Below are 19740 nucleotides of genomic sequence, written 5' to 3'. Positions count from 1 at the left end.
TAGAATTTTAGGAGTTAATATGCGTATGGTTTTTGTATTAATGTTTTTTTTCATTTATTTATATTCAAAAACTCCACAAAGTGTTAGTTTTGTTGACCCTAAACTTTTTAGTGGCACTTGGTTTGAGATTGCACGCACATATAATTATTTTGAGAAAAATTGTTTGTCACCTACTGTTGAATATAAACTAGTCGATAGCAATGCGTTTAAAGTATTTAATAGGTGTTATGACAAAAATGATACTAATAATATTATTCAGTATGAAGGCAAAGCAGTTCCAAAAGAAAAAGATTCTATGTCAAAGATAGATATGACATATTTTTTCATATTTACAAGTGAATACAGAATTATTTATATAAATGACTATCAAACTGCCGTAATGGCAAGTAGTGATTTTGAGAATATTTGGATAATGAGTAAATCAAAAGATATAGAAAAAGAAGAACTAAATAAGATTTTGGATTTTTTAGGTAGCTTTATGGATACCTCAAAACTTATTTACTCAAAACATTCATAAGGATTAAATATGAAAATTGCCGTATTAGGTGCTGGAATAAGTGGACTTGGAAGCGCTTATTTATTAAGTAGTAAACATGAAGTTGATTTATATGAAAAAGATAATCGATTTGGTGGACATGCAAGAACTACACAAGTTGAAGAAGATGGTAAGAAATTTGGAGTTGATACTGGATTTTTAGTATTTAATTATGCAACCTACCCTCTTCTTACAAAACTATTTGAGGATCTTGATGTAAAAATAGAAAACTCAGATATGAGTTTTGGCTTTTGGGATACTAAATCAAATGTAGCTTACAATGGAGAATCACTAAAAGGAATGTTTTTTCAAAAGAAAAATCTATTTTCTCTAACCCATTATAAAATGATAAAAGATATATTAAATTTTAATGAAAGAGCAAATTTTGATTTAGAAATAAATTCACCACAATTAAACAAATCATTAGGTGAATATATAGAAAACTACTCAGAAGCATTTAAAAATAGATATCTAATTCCTATGGGGGCAGCTATTTGGTCAACGCCTAGTGATAAAATGCATGACTTTCCAGCTTATACATTTATAAACTTTTTCAAAAATCATGGATTACTGGGAGTAAATAGTCATCATCAATGGTTAACTGTATCAAATGGAAGTATAAATTATGTAAATAAAATCATTGAAAAAATCTCAGGAAAAACAATATTAAACTCTGATGTTATTTCTGTTACAAGAGAAAATAACAAAGTAGTATTACACCATGCAAATAATACAAAATCAATCTATGACAAAGTAATATTTGCAATGCATGCTCCTGAAGCTTTAGAGTTAATAAAAGATACAACTTCTATTGAAGAAGAGATATTAGGTACTTTTAAATATAAAAATAATAGTGCCCTACTTCATAATGATAATAATGTTTTATATCCAAATAAAAAAATCTATGCAGCTTGGAATTATAAAAGTAATAATGGAAATGCAAATGTTACTTTATCATATTGGATAAATAGATTGCAAAATTTAAAAAGTAAAAAAGACTATTTTGTATCTTTAAATGAGATAGATAATGTAGAAAATATTATTGAAAAAATTGAATATTCTCATCCTCAATTTGACATAAATACAATAAATATGCAAAAAAGAAGAGAAGAAATAAATGGAGTAAACAATACATATTTTGCAGGTGCTTATTGGAGATATGGCTTCCACGAAGATGGTTTATGGAGTGCTAATACTATTGCTCAAGATTTAGGATGTGGATTATGAGTCATAAATTTTTTGATGGAATAATATATCATAAAAGATTTTTACCAGTTGAACATACTTTTAAGTATAAATTTTTTATGTTAGACATTGATTTAAGCGATATAAATTCATTAAAAAACACCCTGTTTTCGACTAATAAATTTAATTTATTTTCTTTTTTGTCAAAAGATCATTTTGGACAAAAGAAAAGTTTTTTAGATAATGTGGAGTATCTATTAAAAGCCCATAATGTGGAAAAATCTTTAAGAATGCATTTTATAACACTTCCTAGAATAATGAATTTTGTTTTTAATCCAATAAGTCTTTTAATTATAAATGATGAAAACAATAAACCAAGTAAACTTTTAGCAGAAGTACATAACTACAATGGTGGTAGAGTTATTTATAATCTTGACTTAGAAGAAACAAAAGGAAATAAATATAAAGCAATAGTAAAAAAAGATATGTATGTCTCTCCTTTTTTTAGTAGAGTTGGAGAGTATGAATTTACTTTTAAGTATGCTGAAAAATCGATGTTAGTAAAAATCGATTTATATGAAAATAAAAATCGAGTACTTTGTGCATATTTTAATGGAAACTCATTGGAGTTTTCATCAAAGAATGTATTAAAACTATTCTTAAAACATACATTTTTAACTTTTTTTGTAGTAACCCGAACAATCTGGCAATCAATAAAACTAAAAAGATTGGGACTAGTTTGGAAAAAACCTATAAAAGAAGATCAAATAAGGAGATACTAGTGAAAAAGTTATGGCATAAATTTGGTGAGAATTTATTATCTAAAATCCAAATAGGAAATTTAAAAGTAATATACCCAAATAGTCAAATAAAATATTATGGGAATAAGTTAGATGAAGAAATTTGTTTAGAAATACATGATTATAGTTTCTTTAAAAACCTTCTTTTTTATGGAGATATAGGTTTTGCGGAGAGTTATATGAATAAAGAATTTTCTGTAAGTAATTTAACAAATTTAATAAAAATAGCTTTATTAAATTCAAAACACATAGGAATAAAAAGTGAAGATAATGCAAAAAATTTCTTAATAAATCTTCTTCCTCATTTTAACAAAGTAAAACATCTCCTAAGAAAAAATTCAAAAAAGAATTCGAGAAAAAATATCTCAGAGCATTATGATTTATCAAATGACTTTTATAAACTTTTTTTGGATGATACAATGATGTATTCAGCTGCAATATTTAAAGACAAAGATGAAGATTTATATACAGCACAAAAAAGAAAAATAGAACACCTTGCCAATAAATTAAACCTAAAAAAAGGTGATAATGTACTTGAAATTGGCTCAGGTTGGGGTTCTATGGCTTTACATTTAGCAAAAGAAAAACAATGTAAAGTAACAACAGTAACACTTAGTACTGAACAAAAAAGACTTTGTGAGGAGAAGTTTAAAGAACATAAAGTGGAGGAAAGCATAGATATTTTGCTAAAAGATTATAGGGATTTAGAAGGTAAATTTGATTCAATTATCGCTGTAGAGATGTTTGAAGCTGTAGGAAAAGAGTACTTTGATATTTTCTTTAAAAAGTGTGAATCATTACTAAAACCAAGTGGTGTTGTTGTTTTACAAATAATAACAATGCCAGACCAAAGATATAAACACTATAGTAATAGTACAGACTTTATTCAAAAATATATATTCCCTGGTGGACATTTGCCAAGTGTTTCTAAAATATTAGAAACAACTACAAAACATACAAACCTAAATTTATTACATATGGAAGAGTTTACAGAAGATTATGCAAAGACTTTAAATATCTGGTATCAAAACTTCTTAAATAAAAAAGAAGAGATAAAAAAACTAGGATTTGATGAGTACTTTTTAAGAATGTGGGAAATGTATCTTAATTATTGTGAAGCTGCATTTTTAACTAGAAATGTAAACTTAGTACAAGTTACACTAACAAGAGATCAAAATATAGATTTAAACAAAGGATTAGTAGCATGAGATTTATAAAATACACTTTACTTATCGTTTTAACTTTATTAATTACAGGATGTACTTCTATGAAAATGAGTGACTTTAAAGATACAAAACCAGTGTTTATTCCAAAAGATTATTTTAATGGAGATTTAAAAGCTTATGGAATAGTAAAAGATATGGGTGGAAAAATCATAAAAAGCTTCAAAGCTGATATGCATGGTTCTTGGGATAAAAATGGTGTAGGAACTTTAGATGAAAGATTTGTTTATAGTGATGGTACAAAACAAACAAGAATTTGGACTTTAACTCCCCAAAAAGATGGTACTTACATAGGAACTGCTTCTGATATAGTTGGTGATGCTGTTTTAAGAAGCTTAGGAAATACAGTTATGATGGACTACACTATGAGAGTTCCTTATGGAAGTGGAACAATAGATATAAATGTAAAAGATTGGTTACATTTACAAGAAGATGGTATAATAATAAATCATTCGAAAATGAAAAAGTTTGGTTTTACGGTTGGAGAGTTAGTTATTACAATCATAAAACAGTAAAGAATTATAATGAAAGACCTATCTAAATTAAGACAAGAGTATACAACAAAAGGTTTAAGAAGAGAGGATTTACTTAACTCTCCAATCAAACAGTTTGAAGTATGGTTTGAACAAGCATTAAGTGCAGAAATTTTAGAACCAAATGCTATGAGTTTGGCAACAGTTGGAAAGGATATGAAACCATCTATTAGGACAGTTTTATTAAAACTGTATGATGAAAATGGTTTTGTATTTTTTTCAAATTATAAGAGTAAAAAAGCGTGGCAAATAGAAGAAAATCCATATGCTGCAATTCATTTTGCTTGGTTAGGATTAGAAAGACAAGTTAAAATAGAAGGAACAATTGAAAAGATTAGTAAAACTGATTCTTTAAAATACTTTCTTTCTCGACCTAAAGGTAGTCAAATAGGAGCTTGGGTCTCTCACCAAAGTGAAATTATTACTTCAAGAAGTCTACTTGAAGCAAAATTTGATGAAATAAAAAATAAATTTGTAAAAGGAGAAATACCTTTCCCCTCTTTTTGGGGTGGATATATAATAAAACCAAAAGTTTTTGAGTTTTGGCAAGGTGGTAAAGATAGGCTTCATGATAGATTTGAGTATAAATTAAATGAGAAAAATAATTGGGAAATAAATAGATTAGCACCATAAAGGAGATACTATGATTCAATGTTCGTGTAAAGAAGAGTTTAATATTTGTGGAAGTGAATCAACTGTTCATTTTATTTCAAATATAGATGAGTTATTAAAAAAAACACAGATGTATGTGAATGAATTAGGACTAGAAACAAATATAAATGAAAATATATGCTCTTTTATCTCTTTAAATCCAAATTTGTTTTTTGAAGAAAATGCTAATTTATTAATTGAAAAGTTCTCAGAAGAAGAACAAAAAGAGATAAGAGTTTTTATAGAAAATCATAGACATCCACTTACTATAAATACTGTATTAAAGTCAAAACCACTCTTCTTATATCTAAATTTTATAAAAGATGCTTCTTTTTTTGATATATTATATAATAAAAGTTTTACTTCACATTTTCAACCAATCATTGATATGAAAAAAAACTCTATTTTTGGATATGAAGCTTTGATAAGAGGTGTTTACCCAGATGGATCACTAATGTATCCAGATGAAATTTTTAAAAAATCAACTAGAAATAATACAAACTTTAAACTTGATCAAATATGTAGAGAAACAGCTCTTAAAACAGCTGCAACTAAAAGAATAAATAAAAAAATATTTATTAATTTCTTGCCAACTTCTATATACGATCCTGAATTTTGTCTTCAAGCCACAGTTAAATGGGCAAAACAATTAGATTATGATCCCAAAAATATCATTTTTGAAGTAGTTGAAACAGAAAAAGTACAAGATAAAGAGCATTTGAAAAAAATACTTAATTTTTACCGAGAAAAAGGCTTTTTAATTGCATTAGATGATGTAGGGGAAGGATATTCATCTTTAAATATGATTATCGATATAAAACCAGATATTCTAAAAGTAGATAGAAATATAATTGACAATATACAAAATGATACTATGAAACAATCTATTTACAAAGCTCTTAGACAAATATCACATGAAAATGGAATAAAACTTCTAGCAGAAGGTGTTGAAACGATTGAAGAGTTAAATACCGTAAAAGAAATTGGAGTTGATTATATACAAGGGTACTATTATGCAAAACCTTTAGCTGAGCCAATTAGAAGATTGAACTTGTAAACTACTTCTTATTAAAATCAAAAAGTCCTTTTTTTGATTTCTCATTTTCTTTATTTAGAAGTATTTCATTTAAATCATTTATTTTAATATTTTTATTTTTTATCTCTTCTTCTAAATTAGTATTTTTTTCTTTTAAATTATTTACTAATTCTAAAAGTTCATCATATTTAAATATTAATTTTTCATTTTTTTTCTTTTCAATATTTAAGCTTTTAATATAAACTTCTACTTCTTCTTTTTTTGAATTCATAAATTTTTCATATTTTTGAGTTAAGTTATCACCTTGAAGTTCATAATGATTTAATTGTCTTACATTTGATATGTTTTTGTCTTTAAGGACTTTTAATGCATTTAATGTGCCTTCATACAAATTTTTTAATTTTTCAAATTTTTCTTCTAATTCACTATTTTGAGTCTTTAATTCAAATTCTCTTTTATTTGATTCTTGAAATTTCAATATTACTTTTCTTTGAAAATCTCTTTTTTCTAAATTTTCTTTTGTTGTTAAAAAAGCTATAGTAATAAAATCTTCCATATTTGTCTTAAAAATAGTGTTATTTAGGTAAAAAGTTTCACCCTCTTTTGTTATAAATTTTGTATTTCCTTTCCATAATTTTCCATTTTTCAATTCATCCCATGTTCTATTAATATATTTTTTAGGTATTTCAGGATGAATAATATCATCAAAATTTAATGATGTAATTTCTTCTTTATCATATCCACTAACTTCACACATTGCAGTATTCATGTATGAAATTTCACCTTTAGCATTCATTCTAAAAATAAGAGCTGCAACATCCACTGCTTCAAGTAAATAAGCTATTTCTTTTCTCTTTTCTTCTAATCTTGATTCAAAGTGTTTATTCTCACAAAGTGAATCTATTTTTTGTAGTAGAATTCCTATATCTATTGGCTTAGGAATATAAGAACTAACATTTAAATTTATAGCTTCAATCATTGTATCTACTTCAATTCTAGCAGTTGTAACAATAAATGGAATATTTAAATTAGATGCTCTTATTAACTTAAGAAAATTTATTCCAGATAATTTTTCTACATTTAAATCTGAAATTATAATATCTATATTTTTATTCTCTTTGTAAATTTCGTAACCTTCTTCACCATTTGAAGCTTCTAAAATATTTGGAAAATATTTTTTAAGAGCATCAACTAATATTTTTCTATCTATTTGTGAATTTTCTACAATTAATATTATTATTTTATTTAAAAAATTATTATTCATAAGTGACCTTTTCTAAATTCATTATATTATTTTGATTAACTTATATAAATTTGAAATTATTATATAGAGTTTAATATTAAGTGATTATTATATTTCTTTTTATTATTTAATATAAAATATTAGTTGCATTCATTTCTATTTGATAGTCTTTTTAATTCATCACAAGAAAATCCAGCTTTTTTTCTAGCTTCAAAATTCATATCTAGTTTTTTTCCTTGTGTACTTCCTGGATAATATTTTTCTAATAATTCCAAATATGTATTTTCAGTATCAAGATTATTTTTTTTACAAGCATATTTAAACCATTTATCACCTTTATATACATGATCAACTTCTTCTTCTAATATAATACTAAGTGCTTTTAAAATCTCATTATTAATTTTATCAGGGTTTGATTCTAGTTTTTTCATAATTTTGGGATTTTGGTCAAGTCCATTTGCTTCTAAATATCGTGGAACAATTGCCATCCTTTCAACTAATGTATTAGTTTTTTTCATAGCTTCAAAAAGATTTGTATGCACTTCAAAATCTCCATATTTATACCCTATCTTTTCCATAAGTTCTTCTATCATTAAAAAATGTCTAATTTCATCACTTGCAACTTCTAACCAATCTTTATAATACTCTCTTGGTAAGTTTTTAAACCTTAATGCAGCATCAAGAGCTAAATCAATAGCACTATATTCAATATGAGCTATAGTGTGAAGTAAACTAGCTTTACCTTCATCTGTATTAAAATATTTTCTTATTTTTACATTTTTTGGAAGAACAATTTTCATAAAATCTTTATACGACGGTTCATTTAACTCAACAACTTTATAATTATCATTAAAATCTACATCTTCATTTATAAATTCTTTGTAAAAAAAATTAAATTTTCTAAACTTTTCATTTGGATTAACTGTTAATAAAATCTCTTCTAAATCCCTAAAATAATTCACTTATTACCTCTAAATTGATATAATCACAAAAATAAAATAGATTCTATCTAATAAGGTTTAAAATGGATATAAAAAGAAAACCAATGGGTGAGTATCAAACAAATTGTTATATTGCGACAGTTGATAATAAAGACTTTATAATAGATCCAGGTGTTGATGCAATAGAATGGATAAAACAAAATGTTACAAATCCTGTTGTTATATTAAATACTCATGGACACTTTGATCATGTGTGGTCAAACTATGAAGTTAGTCAGGAATTTGGGTTGAAAATTTATTGTCCTAAAGATGATGCATTTTTACTTGAAAAAGATCCATATGGATTTGGAATGACACCAAGTCATCCAGATATTTTAGTAAATGAAGATGAAGAGTTTGATTTTGATGGTACAATTGTAAAATATCATTTTTTTCCAGGACATACACCTGGTTGTTCTGCTATAGAAATAGATGGTAATCTTTTTAGTGGTGACTTTATATTTAAAGGCACAATTGGAAGAGTAGATTTTCCTTTTTCAAATCCTCAAGATATGAAAAATAGTATTAAAAAAGTTTTATCTTGGGAAAGAAATATTAAGATTCATCCAGGACATGGTGAAAGTACAACATTAAGGGATGAAAATCATTCATTAAAAGGTTGGTTAAATTATTTATAAATAGGATTAAAATTAAGTTTTAATCCTATTTTCAATAAAAAATACTTATAATATATATAAAATTAGAGAAAGAAGAGTCATGTTAAAAAATTCTATACTAAATTTGATTAAATCATCATGCAATCGTGAAAAAGATTTTACTTCTTTAGAAAAGATTTATGAATTATATGAACAACTACAATACTCTTCAAACCTAAAACAAATGGCAGAAGATATTTATTTGTGGCTAAATAGAAATTATAATGTCGACAATGTGACATTTTCTTTATTTGATATGAAAAACAATAGAAAAGAAAATATTTATGTAAAAGGAGAAGAGTTTTATTTAGATGACGATAAATCTTTTTTCTTTATAATTAATACTCACACTTCTCAAAATGCTATAGTGTCTTTCTCTTCTACTTCAAAAACTCATTTTACAGTACTAGAAGCTGAATATAATGCAATTGAGTCAGCATTTTTTCAAATATCACCTATTATCCAAAGTGGTATTTTAAAGAAAAACTATGTTCAATCAAACTCAATTGATTCTGTTACAAATGTTTATAATAGACAATATTTAACAGAGCATGTTAATAAATTGATTAACTTATCACATACTGATACAAGTGATATATTCTTTTTAATGATAGGAATAGATAGATTTAAAGCTGTAATTGATGAATTTGATTATGATATTGGAGATAAGGTTTTAATAGAACTTGCGAAAGTTATTCATACAAATATCTCAGAATTTGATTTAGTAGCAAGACTTTCAGGAGATGAATTTTTAGTTTCTATTTTAAGTAGTGACAATGAAAATGAAATCAGAGTTATATGCGAAAAGATTATTGAAGACTTTGCAAATGTTGAAATACAAATAAATGAAAAAGCTACTCTTAAAAAAACAATATGTATTGGTTATGATAAGTTTAATACAAAACATTCATCACTAGATCAAATTATAAAAAATACTGATACAGCACTTTATGAAGCTAAAAATAAAGGAAGAAGTTCATTTTTAGCTTTTACTGATATAAAAGAAGAAGATAATATAGATTTATTCTAATTCTTTCTTCTTGCTTTTACATATACCCTTTTAGGTGCTGGATAACCTTCCACTGTTTTATTTTTGTCATTTGGGTCTAAAAAGTCTTCCAAACTTTGATCAAAAGACCATTTTGTTTTTCTTTGCTCTTCACTTGAAGTAGTTGTGACTGCAAGAACTTCAATATCACAGAACCCTGCTCTATTTAACCAATTTTTAAGTGCTGGGATTGTAGGTACAAAATAGATATTTGGTATTTTTGAGTATCGTCCATTTGGAGTTAAAGCAACTTCATCTTCACCATCTATCATAAAAGTATCAATTAAAACTTCACCATCTTTATTTAAAGAGTTTCTTAAAAGCTTTAATGTCCCAACAGGATCAGCTCTGTGGTACAAAACACCTAACATAAAAATAAAATCAAAACTATGATTATATATTTCTAAATGTTCAACTCCAAGTTTTTCATAAACTATATCACTTTTTATAAAATGATTAATAAACTCAAATTGAAGCATAGTAAGTGGACTTGGGTCAAATCCTATAAGTTTTTTAGGCTTATCCTCAAGCATTCTAAACATATAATAACCATTGTTACAACCTATATCAGCGACAACTTTATCTTTTAAATTAAAATGTGGTCGAATAAGATTATACTTTATATTACTTTGCCATTCACTATCAATTTCCAATCCAAAAAGATTAAAAGGTCCTTTTCTCCAAGGTATTAATGTTTTTGCTGTTTGTAAAATAATCTCTTTTTCTTCATCATTTAAATCTGATTCTTTTCCAATAGTAAGCCAATCTTCAAGTTTAACTTCACAAGGTCTTTTTTGGATTTCTTGTGCTTTTAAAAGTTGCTCATGCCATGGTTTAATATTTTTCCAAGAAAGACACTCTATTCTCTTTTTTTGTAATTCTTCTAATTGTTTATTTTGTTCATTCATAATGCAATTATAATCATAATTTCTTAAATATCTTTTGATATAATTACAAAATCTTATTATACTTGAAATAGTTAATATTTTATTAATAATGCATCATTATAATGAAACAGAAAAAAGATACAAAAGGACTTATATTTTGAATAAGATATTAGATATATTATTTTCATTTAAAACTACACTTTCCCTGCTTGCTTTATTAGCAATTGGTGCAGCTGTAGCTACATTTATTGAAAATGATTATGGAACTTCAACTGCTAGAGTTTTAGTTTATGATAACTTGTGGTACGAAGCTATTTTAGTTCTTACAACAGTTAATTTAATGGGAATTATATACAGAAGAAAAATGTGGAGACAAAAAGCAAAATTTTTGTTTCATTCATCTTTTGTTTTGATTTTAATAGGTGCCGCAGTTACAAGATTTGCAGGATATGAAGGTATTATGCAAATAAGAGAAGGTCAAACTCAAGATTTAATGTATTCTTTAAATCCATACTTACAAGTACAGATTAAACAAAAAGATGGAAGTTCTTTTTACAAAGAATATCCATTAGAATTTGCAGCATCAACTTTAAGAAAAGGTATGGATGATGGTTATAATACAGGCTTAGTTGAATATTTTGCCCAAAAGTTAAATAATTTTAGTTATGACATAAAATTTAACAATAAAGATTTGAATTTAAATTATATTGATTATACTGTAAGTAAAAAAGGCAAATCAGAAATGGGTATCTTATCTGTTGATTTAACTTTAAATGGGGTAACAAAAACAGTTAGATTACCAGGGAAAAGAGGACAAAAAGGTTTTCCAAAAATTGAAGACTTTGGTGATACTATTGTAACTTTAGAATATGGTTCTAAATTATTAAAATTACCTTTTTCAATTAAACTAAATGACTTTCAACTTGATAGATATCCAGGAAGTATGTCCCCTTCTTCTTATGCTTCAGAAGTTACAGTTAATGAAGCAAATGGAAAATCATATGATTATAGAATTTTTATGAATAGAACACTTCACCAAGGCAATTTTTTATTCTTCCAAAGTTCTTATGACCCAGATGAAAAAGGAACAGTTTTGTCAGTAAACAATGATCCAGGTAAATGGCCAACTTATGCAGGATATTTTTTCTTAACTTTAGGACTTATTTTAAACCTATTTAGTAAACAATCGAGATTTTGGATACTTGCTAATAAATTAAAAAATAAAAACTTTGCATCGTTGGTTGTTGCTCTAAGTTTATCTTTTACGGCCTGTAATCTACATGCAGCAGAACAACAAACACAAGAAGAACAAATATCTCAATCTCAACATCAAGTAGTAATAAAAGAGTACAAAAATCCAGAAGAATATATAAATATGCTTAAAAAAGATTCATCTTCTGTTGCAAATAAATTTGGATTACTCACTGTTCAAAGTAATGCAGGAAGAATGAAACCTATTGATACATTAGATAGAGAAATACTTTTAAAATTATCAGGAAAAACAAGTATGTTTGATCTAAATGCTGATCAAATAGTTCTAGGAATGATTTCTCGACCAGAAATCTGGAGAGATGTGAAAATGATAAAAATCACTACTCCAAGATTAAAAAAATTCTTAGGAATTGATAATTCACGAAAATATATTGCATTTTCGGAAGTTTTCAAAGATGGAAAATATATTTTAGCTAACGAAATAAATAAAGCAATTACAACAAAACCTTCTGATAGAGGTACATATGAAAAAGATGTAATTAGAGTTGATGAAAGATTAAATATCGCTTATATGACTTATAATGCAAACTTATTTAACATGTTCCCTAACCCTGATGATAATAAGTCAACAAAATGGCTTAATCCGGTAGATGCAATGCAAACTTTTCAAGGAAGAGCTCAAAAAGCTGTTGAAACGATGGTTAGAGGATTTATTAATACAATAATTATTGAAGATTGGGAGAATGCAGGAAAATATTTAGATTTTATTAACTCTTATCAAAGAAAAGTTGGTGAGAAAATTATTCCTAGTGAAAGAGAAATCTCTAATGAAATATTATTTAATAAAATTGATATATTTCCAAAACTAACACTAGCTTATTTATTTGTAGGATTTATTATGTTAATTACATCATTTATTGTTGTATTTAACCCTAAAATAAAACCTAAGAAAACTACATTAGTGGCATTTATTGTTTTAGCAATATTATTTGCGACTCACACTTTTGGAATGGGATTTAGATGGTTAATTGCTGGGCATGCTCCTTGGTCAAATACATATGAATCTTTACTTTATATATCATGGTCTGGTGTTTTTGCAGGTGTAGTTTTCTTTAGAAAATCATTACTTGCTTTAAGTGCCTCAGTTATAGTGGCTGCTATATTTATGTTTACAGCTCACTTAACAAGCATAGATCCACAAATTACAAATTTGGTTCCAGTACTTAAATCATATTGGTTAACAATCCATGTTTCAATTTTAACAGCATCTTATGGTTTCTTTGGATTAAGTGCTATTATTGGATTTATGACACTTATACTCTTTATATTTAGAAAAAATAGACCTCACTTAGATGAGACAATTAAACATATAACTTATATAAATGAAATGTCTTTAATCATTGGATTAAGTGCAATTACAATTGGAAACTTCTTAGGTGGAGTTTGGGCAAATGAATCTTGGGGAAGATATTGGGGCTGGGATCCAAAAGAGACTTGGGCTTATGTATCAATAGTTGTTTATGCCATAGTTATTCACTTAAGATTTGTTAAATCATTAAATAATCCATTTGTTTTAACAACTGCTTCTGTTTTAGCATTTAGTACGATTTTAATGACATATTTTGGAGTAAACTTCTATTTATCTGGAATGCATTCATATGCGACAGGAGATCCTGTGCCAATCCCTATGTGGGTTTATGTTGTAACAACTTTTGTATTAGTTACAATTGCAGCTGCATATAGAAATAGAAATCTAAAAGCCTAAGTTTTTACTTAGGTTTTTATGAATTTTCTTTTGATATTTTAACTAACTCTTCAAAGCACTCTTCAAAAGCATCTACAATTTTTGGATCAAAAAATGTACCTTTTCCTTTTAAAATAATATCTTTAGATTTATTTTCACTAAATGCCTCTTTATAACATCGTTTAGACATCAAAGCATCAAAAACATCTACAATAGATACAATTCTAGCAAATAATGGTATTTCTTCTGCTTTTAAGCCTTTTGGATAACCAGTCCCATCCCATTTTTCATGGTGATATAAAGAGATATCTCTTCCCATTTTCATAATATTAGAAGTAGGATTCTTCAATATAGCAGCTCCTATTGCAGGATGTGTTTCAACTATCTTTCTTTCTTGCTCATCTAATTTCCCTGGTTTTAACAATATTCTATCTGGAATACCAAGCTTTCCAATATCATGCATGGCACTGGCATGTTTTAATATATATATTTCATCTTCAGACAATCTAAGCCTTCTAGCTATTGTTTCTGAATATAATCCAATTCTATTTATATGTTCTGCTGTATCACTATCTTTATATTCAGAAGCTACAGCTAATCTGTACAAAGTATCTAAATATGACTCTTTTAGATTTATTTTCATCTTATTAAATGAAGTAATTAACTCATTTATTTCTTTTATTGGATTTGGATGAACATCTGATTGATTTAGATTTAGTACCTCAATTTTTTTAGTCATATTTCTTAATTTTAATATTGGACTTGAAATATAGTTTGATATTTTAAGACTAATAAATAAAGATATAAATCCAATAATTATTATAAATAAAATATTAAAAATATTGTTATTTTTTAATATTCCTAGAAAATCATCTTCTAGAACATACATACCAACCGTCCATTGTAATTCCCCAATTTTAAAAGGTAAAAACATGGCTTGATAAGTATCATCACCTTTTTTAAGTGTTAAAAAAAGTTTATTTTTTATAGACTTAACATCTGTTTGTTTTTTTAGTTCATTATATGCAAGTTTTATAATACTATTTTTTTCTAAACTATCCATTGTAATAATCTTATTTTTTTCTGTGGGCAATGATAATATTTTTAAGGCTTTATTTATTAAAAATACTTTTCCATTATCTCCTAGCTTTAGATTATTAATAAAAGTAGATAAACTTTCTATTTCTATATCAATCCCTATTACTCCTAAAAGTACATTTTTATTATTATAAATTGGTGTTGATATTGTTATTCCAGTTTTTTTTGTAGTATAAAAAATATACGGCTCGGTCCAAGTTGATTTTTTATGTTGAATCGCATTTATATACCAAGCCCTAAGCCTTGGTTCATATTTGTCATTAGGAAGTATTTCTTCTTTTTCTAAATTCATATTTTTATCATTATGGGAAAGTGTAACTACTCTTTTTTGTTCATCGTTAAAATAAATCTTTTTCTTTAAATATCCATTTTTATCTTTTAAAAGCATCAAAAATTTTCCATCAGTAGAAGCGTAATAAAGTCCTGAAAAATATTGATTTATAGCCATTTGTTCAAAGAAATAACTAACTAGTTTTTTTTCATTATTCATATTTATTACATGTTTATTTTCTAAGTTTCTAGTCAAATTAGAAGCATCAGTTGCAACATTCATATATGTTTTTGATTTATCAACTGCAAAGTCTGATATATTTTGCATTATCTTATATGATTGTTCTGCCATATTGGCTTTTGTAGAATAATATGACATCATTGATATAATACTCATTGATATAACAATAATAAAAGAAAAAGAAATTAAAAGAAGTGTTTTTAATGATAGTTTCATAGTCATTCCTAAAAATTATATGTTTACAATTATTATATCTTAAAAAGAAATAAAATAATAATGATGTATTTAAATCTTTTTGATATAATTATAAAAAAATAAAGGTCTATTTTGAATTTAGTATTAGATATATTTAAAGAAATAACAACCATACCAAGATGCAGTGGCACACACAATGAATTTATAAATTATGTTAAAAATCACGCTTTAGAATATGATTATGAGTGTTTTGTTGATGAAGTTAATAATATCCTTTGTAAAAAGAAAAACTCAAAATCAAAGATTTGTTTACAATCACACTATGATATTGTTTGTTTAATAGATAACACTATTCCTAAAATAATAGAAGACAATGGCTTTTTTAAGGCAGAGAATTCAACTTTAGGTGCAGATAATGGTATTGGATGTTCTTACATGCTAGCACTTATGGCTGAAAATAAAGATTTAGAGTACCTTTTTACTTCTGATGAAGAAGTTGGCTTAATTGGTGCAAATGACATAAAGCTTGAAATAAAATCTCCTTTTATGTTAAATCTTGATTCAGAAGAAGAAGGAGAAATTTGCATAGGATGTGCAGGAGGTGTTGATATAATAGCTAAACACTCTTCTCATAAATTGATTGCCAATAATGATAAGTTAAAAATGTATGAAATAACTATTTCAAAACTAAGAGGTGGTCATAGTGGTGTAAATATCCATGAAAATATACCAAATGCCTTAAAACTAATTGCAAAATCAATTAAAGAATGTGGTGGTAAATTATTAGATTTAAATGGAGGGGAAAGAATTAATTCAATTCCTGCAAATGCAAAAGCAATAATTGCAGCTAAAACTCCACCACTAATAAACCATGAAAATATGAGCATAACAGAAGTAAAAGATATACCTGAACACTTTAATATATATAGTGATGAAATAATTGATTTCATTTATAATTTTGAAAATGGAGTAAGAGAGTTTAATCCTGAACTAAATGTAGTAGAAACTTCAATTAACTTAGCAATTGCAAAAACTCAACTTAATGAAATAGTTGTCAAGTTAAGTGCTAGATCTATGGATAATGATAAATTATATACTATAAAAAAAGAGACAAAAGAAACATTAGAAAAATATAACTTTGAAGTTGAAACAAAAGGTAAATATCCAGCATGGAAGCCAGATAAAAATGAATTTACACAAACAGTATATGAAATATATAAAAAACATAATGAAAAAGCAGAATTTAGAGCTATTCATGCAGGATTAGAGTGTGCTATTTTTAAAGAGAAATTTCCGCATTTAAAAGTTGCATCAATAGGACCAAATATCTATAATCCACACTCATATGATGAAAAAGTAAGTATTAGTTCTATTAATAATCTATTTCAAATTGTAAAAGAAGTTATTGAATTATAAATTAATTTAAAATAAAATTTTTTTATTAATATAATTATGTAAATATTTATATTATTTCTAATACAATGTCACTTTATAAAAAAGGTGGACTTATGAAAATTAGAAGTAAATCTAATATTTTAATTACGATATTTACTATTGTACTTATTCTTAATGGTGCTGGGTTATTTGTGTCTTTGTCAAAAATAGAGAATGCAAATAAACATTTAATTGAAGGGACAAAACTAACTTCATTATTTAAGGAAATGAAGTTTTTAATAAAAAGTATACAAGAATTAAGTACAGATATTTCACTTATGGGTGACAAAAATGGATTTAAAGAAATAGATATTATTGTAAAGAAATACAGACTTATTAGAGAAAATATTAGTAATAAAAATATAGATGCTAAAAATGATATTTTTTTAAAAAATATAGATAAGGTTTTCGATAATTATGTATTTTCATTAAGGAAAATGGCTCAAAATGGTATATTAGCTGTAGAAAATAGAGATATATTAATAAAAAACTTTTCAAATACAAATGAAATATCACAAGAAGATAAAGAAACTTTTACTAAATTTATAAACTTTTCAATTGATGTTGAAAAAAACATGGAAGATGTTGATACTTTTACAACAACACTTGAAGAAAATCTTGAAAACCTTGTAACTTTGCAAAAAGATAATTTAACAAAATCAATTGAGGAAGATATCGAAATAATTAATACATTTCGATTAGTTTCTATATTTCTATCAATTATTTTTATAAGTTCTGTTATCTATTTATTCTTTGTTATTAATAATATATTAAGAAGTATTCAAAAACTTGATTTGGGAGTTAAAAAACTTGCAAATAGTAATGAAATTACAAAAATTGAACTTCACACAAATGATGAACTTGGCAATATCGCTAATAATTTTAATCTTTATATTAATAAAGTTGAACAAAATATTATCCAAGATAAGCTAGCCATAGACAATGTTAAAGATGTTATTGGAAAAGTTAATGTTGGATTATTTAATGATAAAGTATTAATAAAAGGTGCAACTAGTGAGTTAAATGATTTAATTGATGAAATTAATGGAATGATAGAAACAACAAAAAATAATCTGATTATTTTATCTGATTCCTTAATTGAATTATCAAAAGCAAATTATACTTATAAGATACCAGAAATTCCTAATATAACAGGTCTTGTTTCATCATTATTTGGTGGGACAAAAATTACACAAACAGCTATTAATGAAGTTATCTCAATAATAGATAATTCAACTAAAAGATTAGCCTTTAGTGCAGATGAACTTTCTAGTGCTTCATTTGAATTAAGTAGATCTTCAAATGAACAAGCAGCTGCTTTAGAAGAAACAGCTGCAGCAATTGAAGAGGTAACATCTACAATAAAAAGTGGGAATGTAAATACTTCTAAAATGCTTGAATATTCAGCTAAAGTTGCTAATTCTAGTAATGCAGGTATTGAATTGGCTAAGAAAACCTCTGATTCTATGGAAGAACTTAGTGTAGAAGTAACTACAATAAATGAAGCAATTACAATAATTGACCAAATAGCATTTCAAACAAATATTTTGAGTCTAAATGCAGCAGTTGAAGCAGCAACTGCTGGTGAAGCTGGAAAAGGATTTGCTGTTGTTGCAGCAGAAGTGCGAAATTTAGCAACAAGAAGTGCAGAAGCGGCAAATGAAATTAAAAGATTAGTTGAAAGCGCTAATGCAAAATCAAAAGAAGGTAAAGAAGTTGCCTCTAAAATGATAACTGGTTTTAAAGATCTTAATGAAAATATTGCACAATCTGAAAAAATAATTAACGAAGTAGCAACTTCAACAAAAGAGCAAGAGTCTGCAATGATTCAAATAAATGACACGGTTAATGCACTTGATCAAGCAACACAAAAAAATGCATCTTTAGCTAATCAAATCAATGAAATGGCTGCTAATACAAAATCTTTATCAAAACAGTTACAAGAAGCAGTTGATTCAACAACTTTTGATATAAATGCAAAAAGAAGAGTCTGTGATACAGCTTTTGTATTTAAACTAAATAAACTCAAGACTGATCATGTTTCATTTAAAAATGATGCATTTAGCCAATGCATTTCTGGTGGAGAGAGAATAATTGTTAAAAATCATAATGAATGTGATTTAGGTAAATGGTTGAATTCAACAAAAGAGACACAACTAGCAAAATCTAAAGAGTGGCAAACTTTATATGAAGAACATAAAAAAGTTCATGTTATGGTTCAAGATTCTGCTGATTTATATGCTGGAAATTATAAAAATGGTCAAATCATTTCAGTAGCACAAAATTTAGAAGAATCTATGAAAGATGTATTTACATTAATGGATAAGATGAAAGAAATACATTGTGATAATTTATTTAAGAAAAAGGATTAATTATGGGTTTAAATAAAGAAACTGTATTAAAAGATAATGCTTTTTTAGTAAGTGAAACAGACTCTAAAGGAAACATTATTTTTGCAAATGAAGAGTTTTGTAGTATTGCAGAGTATGAACTTAATGATTTAATTGGAAAACCACATAATATAATACGACATGATGATATGCCAAAAGCAGCATTTAAAGACCTATGGGAAACAGTAAAAAATAATAAAGTTTGGCAAGGTTTTGTAAAAAATAAAACAAAATCTGGAGGGTTTTATTGGGTTTGTGCCACTATTTATCCCTATAAAAATGAAAAAGGAGAACAGTGTTTTATGTCATGTAGAAGAAAGCCTCCTCAAGGTGAAATTACTAAATATGAAGCATTATATAAAACAATGCAATAAAGAGG

The 19740-nt window shown here is 26.2% G+C and carries 17 protein-coding genes; 13 read left to right on the top strand and 4 right to left on the bottom strand.

The genetic code is table 11. The features are described 5' to 3' along the window. Positions 1-19: 19 nt before the first annotated feature. The 7 genes from CRU95_RS00500 to CRU95_RS00470 are packed head-to-tail and all read left to right on the top strand — an operon-like array spanning position 20 to position 5984. The gene (locus tag CRU95_RS00500; protein WP_129099194.1) at positions 20-517 is read left to right on the top strand and encodes a lipocalin family protein; all 498 of its coding nucleotides are present in this window, start codon (positions 20-22) and stop codon (positions 515-517) included. Between the two features lie 9 nt (positions 518-526). Then, positions 527-1762 (top strand): NAD(P)/FAD-dependent oxidoreductase, encoded by a 1236-nt coding sequence (locus CRU95_RS00495; protein WP_129099193.1) that lies wholly within the window; start codon positions 527-529, stop codon positions 1760-1762. After that, positions 1759-2502 carry a DUF1365 domain-containing protein gene (locus CRU95_RS00490; RefSeq protein WP_129099192.1) on the top strand — a complete coding sequence of 248 codons (744 nt, stop codon included), beginning with the start codon at positions 1759-1761 and terminating at the stop codon, positions 2500-2502. Before CRU95_RS00495 ends, CRU95_RS00490 begins: the two co-directional genes overlap by 4 nt. Beyond that, positions 2502-3728 carry a cyclopropane-fatty-acyl-phospholipid synthase family protein gene (locus CRU95_RS00485; RefSeq protein WP_129099191.1) on the top strand — a complete coding sequence of 409 codons (1227 nt, stop codon included), beginning with the start codon at positions 2502-2504 and terminating at the stop codon, positions 3726-3728. Before CRU95_RS00490 ends, CRU95_RS00485 begins: the two co-directional genes overlap by 1 nt. Further along, a complete protein-coding gene (locus CRU95_RS00480) occupies positions 3725-4258 on the top strand; it encodes a DUF3833 domain-containing protein (protein WP_129099190.1) in 534 nt (177 codons plus the stop codon). The genes CRU95_RS00485 and CRU95_RS00480 overlap by 4 nt, the downstream gene beginning before the upstream one ends. Before the next feature lie 9 nt (positions 4259-4267). After that, entirely contained in the window at positions 4268-4909 is a 642-nt protein-coding gene (gene pdxH / locus CRU95_RS00475; protein WP_129099189.1) for a pyridoxamine 5'-phosphate oxidase, read from the top strand. A gap of 10 nt (positions 4910-4919) precedes the next feature. Then, positions 4920-5984 carry an EAL domain-containing protein gene (locus CRU95_RS00470; protein WP_129099188.1) on the top strand — a complete coding sequence of 355 codons (1065 nt, stop codon included), beginning with the start codon at positions 4920-4922 and terminating at the stop codon, positions 5982-5984. A 1-nt stretch (position 5985) separates the two neighbouring features. On the opposite strand, the gene CRU95_RS00465 is transcribed toward CRU95_RS00470, so the two are convergent. Next, entirely contained in the window at positions 5986-7227 is a 1242-nt protein-coding gene (locus CRU95_RS00465) for a response regulator (protein ID WP_129099187.1), read from the bottom strand. Between the two features lie 119 nt (positions 7228-7346). After that, positions 7347-8168 carry a ferritin-like domain-containing protein gene (locus CRU95_RS00460; protein ID WP_129099186.1) on the bottom strand — a complete coding sequence of 274 codons (822 nt, stop codon included), beginning with the start codon at positions 8166-8168 and terminating at the stop codon, positions 7347-7349. 62 nt (positions 8169-8230) lie between these two features. Between CRU95_RS00460 and CRU95_RS00455 the strand changes: the two genes are divergently transcribed. Further along, positions 8231-8824, top strand: a complete 594-nt coding sequence (locus CRU95_RS00455) for an MBL fold metallo-hydrolase (RefSeq protein WP_129099185.1) — start codon at positions 8231-8233, stop codon at positions 8822-8824. A gap of 79 nt (positions 8825-8903) precedes the next feature. Further along, the gene (locus tag CRU95_RS00450) at positions 8904-9872 is read left to right on the top strand and encodes a GGDEF domain-containing protein (RefSeq protein WP_129099184.1); all 969 of its coding nucleotides are present in this window, start codon (positions 8904-8906) and stop codon (positions 9870-9872) included. Here the strand turns inward: CRU95_RS00450 and cmoB are convergent. Further along, on the bottom strand, positions 9869-10798 hold the full coding sequence (cmoB, locus tag CRU95_RS00445) for a tRNA 5-methoxyuridine(34)/uridine 5-oxyacetic acid(34) synthase CmoB (RefSeq protein ID WP_129099183.1): 930 nt from the start codon (positions 10796-10798) through the stop codon (positions 9869-9871). The genes CRU95_RS00450 and cmoB overlap by 4 nt on opposite strands. A gap of 136 nt (positions 10799-10934) precedes the next feature. Between cmoB and ccsA the strand changes: the two genes are divergently transcribed. Beyond that, entirely contained in the window at positions 10935-13754 is a 2820-nt protein-coding gene (ccsA, locus tag CRU95_RS00440; RefSeq protein WP_258238575.1) for a cytochrome c biogenesis protein CcsA, read from the top strand. A 16-nt stretch (positions 13755-13770) separates the two neighbouring features. On the opposite strand, the gene CRU95_RS00435 is transcribed toward ccsA, so the two are convergent. After that, positions 13771-15558 carry an HD domain-containing phosphohydrolase gene (locus CRU95_RS00435; protein WP_164969688.1) on the bottom strand — a complete coding sequence of 596 codons (1788 nt, stop codon included), beginning with the start codon at positions 15556-15558 and terminating at the stop codon, positions 13771-13773. 111 nt (positions 15559-15669) lie between these two features. On the opposite strand from CRU95_RS00435, the gene CRU95_RS00430 reads away from it, so the two are divergent. The 3 genes from CRU95_RS00430 (at position 15670) to CRU95_RS00420 (ending at position 19735) form a co-directional block, all read left to right on the top strand. Continuing rightward, entirely contained in the window at positions 15670-16953 is a 1284-nt protein-coding gene (locus tag CRU95_RS00430) for a M20/M25/M40 family metallo-hydrolase (RefSeq protein WP_129099180.1), read from the top strand. A 92-nt stretch (positions 16954-17045) separates the two neighbouring features. Continuing rightward, entirely contained in the window at positions 17046-19343 is a 2298-nt protein-coding gene (locus CRU95_RS00425) for a methyl-accepting chemotaxis protein (RefSeq protein ID WP_164969687.1), read from the top strand. 2 nt (positions 19344-19345) lie between these two features. Next, positions 19346-19735 (top strand): PAS domain-containing protein, encoded by a 390-nt coding sequence (locus CRU95_RS00420; RefSeq protein ID WP_129099178.1) that lies wholly within the window; start codon positions 19346-19348, stop codon positions 19733-19735. Positions 19736-19740: the final 5 nt, after the last annotated feature.

The sequence above is a fragment of the Arcobacter sp. F2176 genome (assembly GCF_004116465.1).
Lineage (GTDB): Bacteria > Campylobacterota > Campylobacteria > Campylobacterales > Arcobacteraceae > Arcobacter > Arcobacter siniprincipis.
This window is presented reverse-complemented; position numbering and strand designations above follow the sequence as displayed.

Coding starts and splice junctions, on each gene's coding strand:
- CRU95_RS00435 (WP_164969688.1), bottom strand. CDS start 15,558: ATGAAACTATCATTAAAAACACTTCTTTTAATTTCTTTTTCTTTTATT.
- CRU95_RS00455 (WP_129099185.1), top strand. CDS start 8,231: ATGGATATAAAAAGAAAACCAATGGGTGAGTATCAAACAAATTGTTAT.
- CRU95_RS00490 (WP_129099192.1), top strand. CDS start 1,759: ATGAGTCATAAATTTTTTGATGGAATAATATATCATAAAAGATTTTTA.
- pdxH (WP_129099189.1), top strand. CDS start 4,268: ATGAAAGACCTATCTAAATTAAGACAAGAGTATACAACAAAAGGTTTA.
- CRU95_RS00420 (WP_129099178.1), top strand. CDS start 19,346: ATGGGTTTAAATAAAGAAACTGTATTAAAAGATAATGCTTTTTTAGTA.
- CRU95_RS00495 (WP_129099193.1), top strand. CDS start 527: ATGAAAATTGCCGTATTAGGTGCTGGAATAAGTGGACTTGGAAGCGCT.
- CRU95_RS00425 (WP_164969687.1), top strand. CDS start 17,046: ATGAAAATTAGAAGTAAATCTAATATTTTAATTACGATATTTACTATT.
- CRU95_RS00500 (WP_129099194.1), top strand. CDS start 20: ATGCGTATGGTTTTTGTATTAATGTTTTTTTTCATTTATTTATATTCA.
- CRU95_RS00470 (WP_129099188.1), top strand. CDS start 4,920: ATGATTCAATGTTCGTGTAAAGAAGAGTTTAATATTTGTGGAAGTGAA.
- CRU95_RS00465 (WP_129099187.1), bottom strand. CDS start 7,227: ATGAATAATAATTTTTTAAATAAAATAATAATATTAATTGTAGAAAAT.
- CRU95_RS00450 (WP_129099184.1), top strand. CDS start 8,904: ATGTTAAAAAATTCTATACTAAATTTGATTAAATCATCATGCAATCGT.
- CRU95_RS00480 (WP_129099190.1), top strand. CDS start 3,725: ATGAGATTTATAAAATACACTTTACTTATCGTTTTAACTTTATTAATT.
- cmoB (WP_129099183.1), bottom strand. CDS start 10,798: ATGAATGAACAAAATAAACAATTAGAAGAATTACAAAAAAAGAGAATA.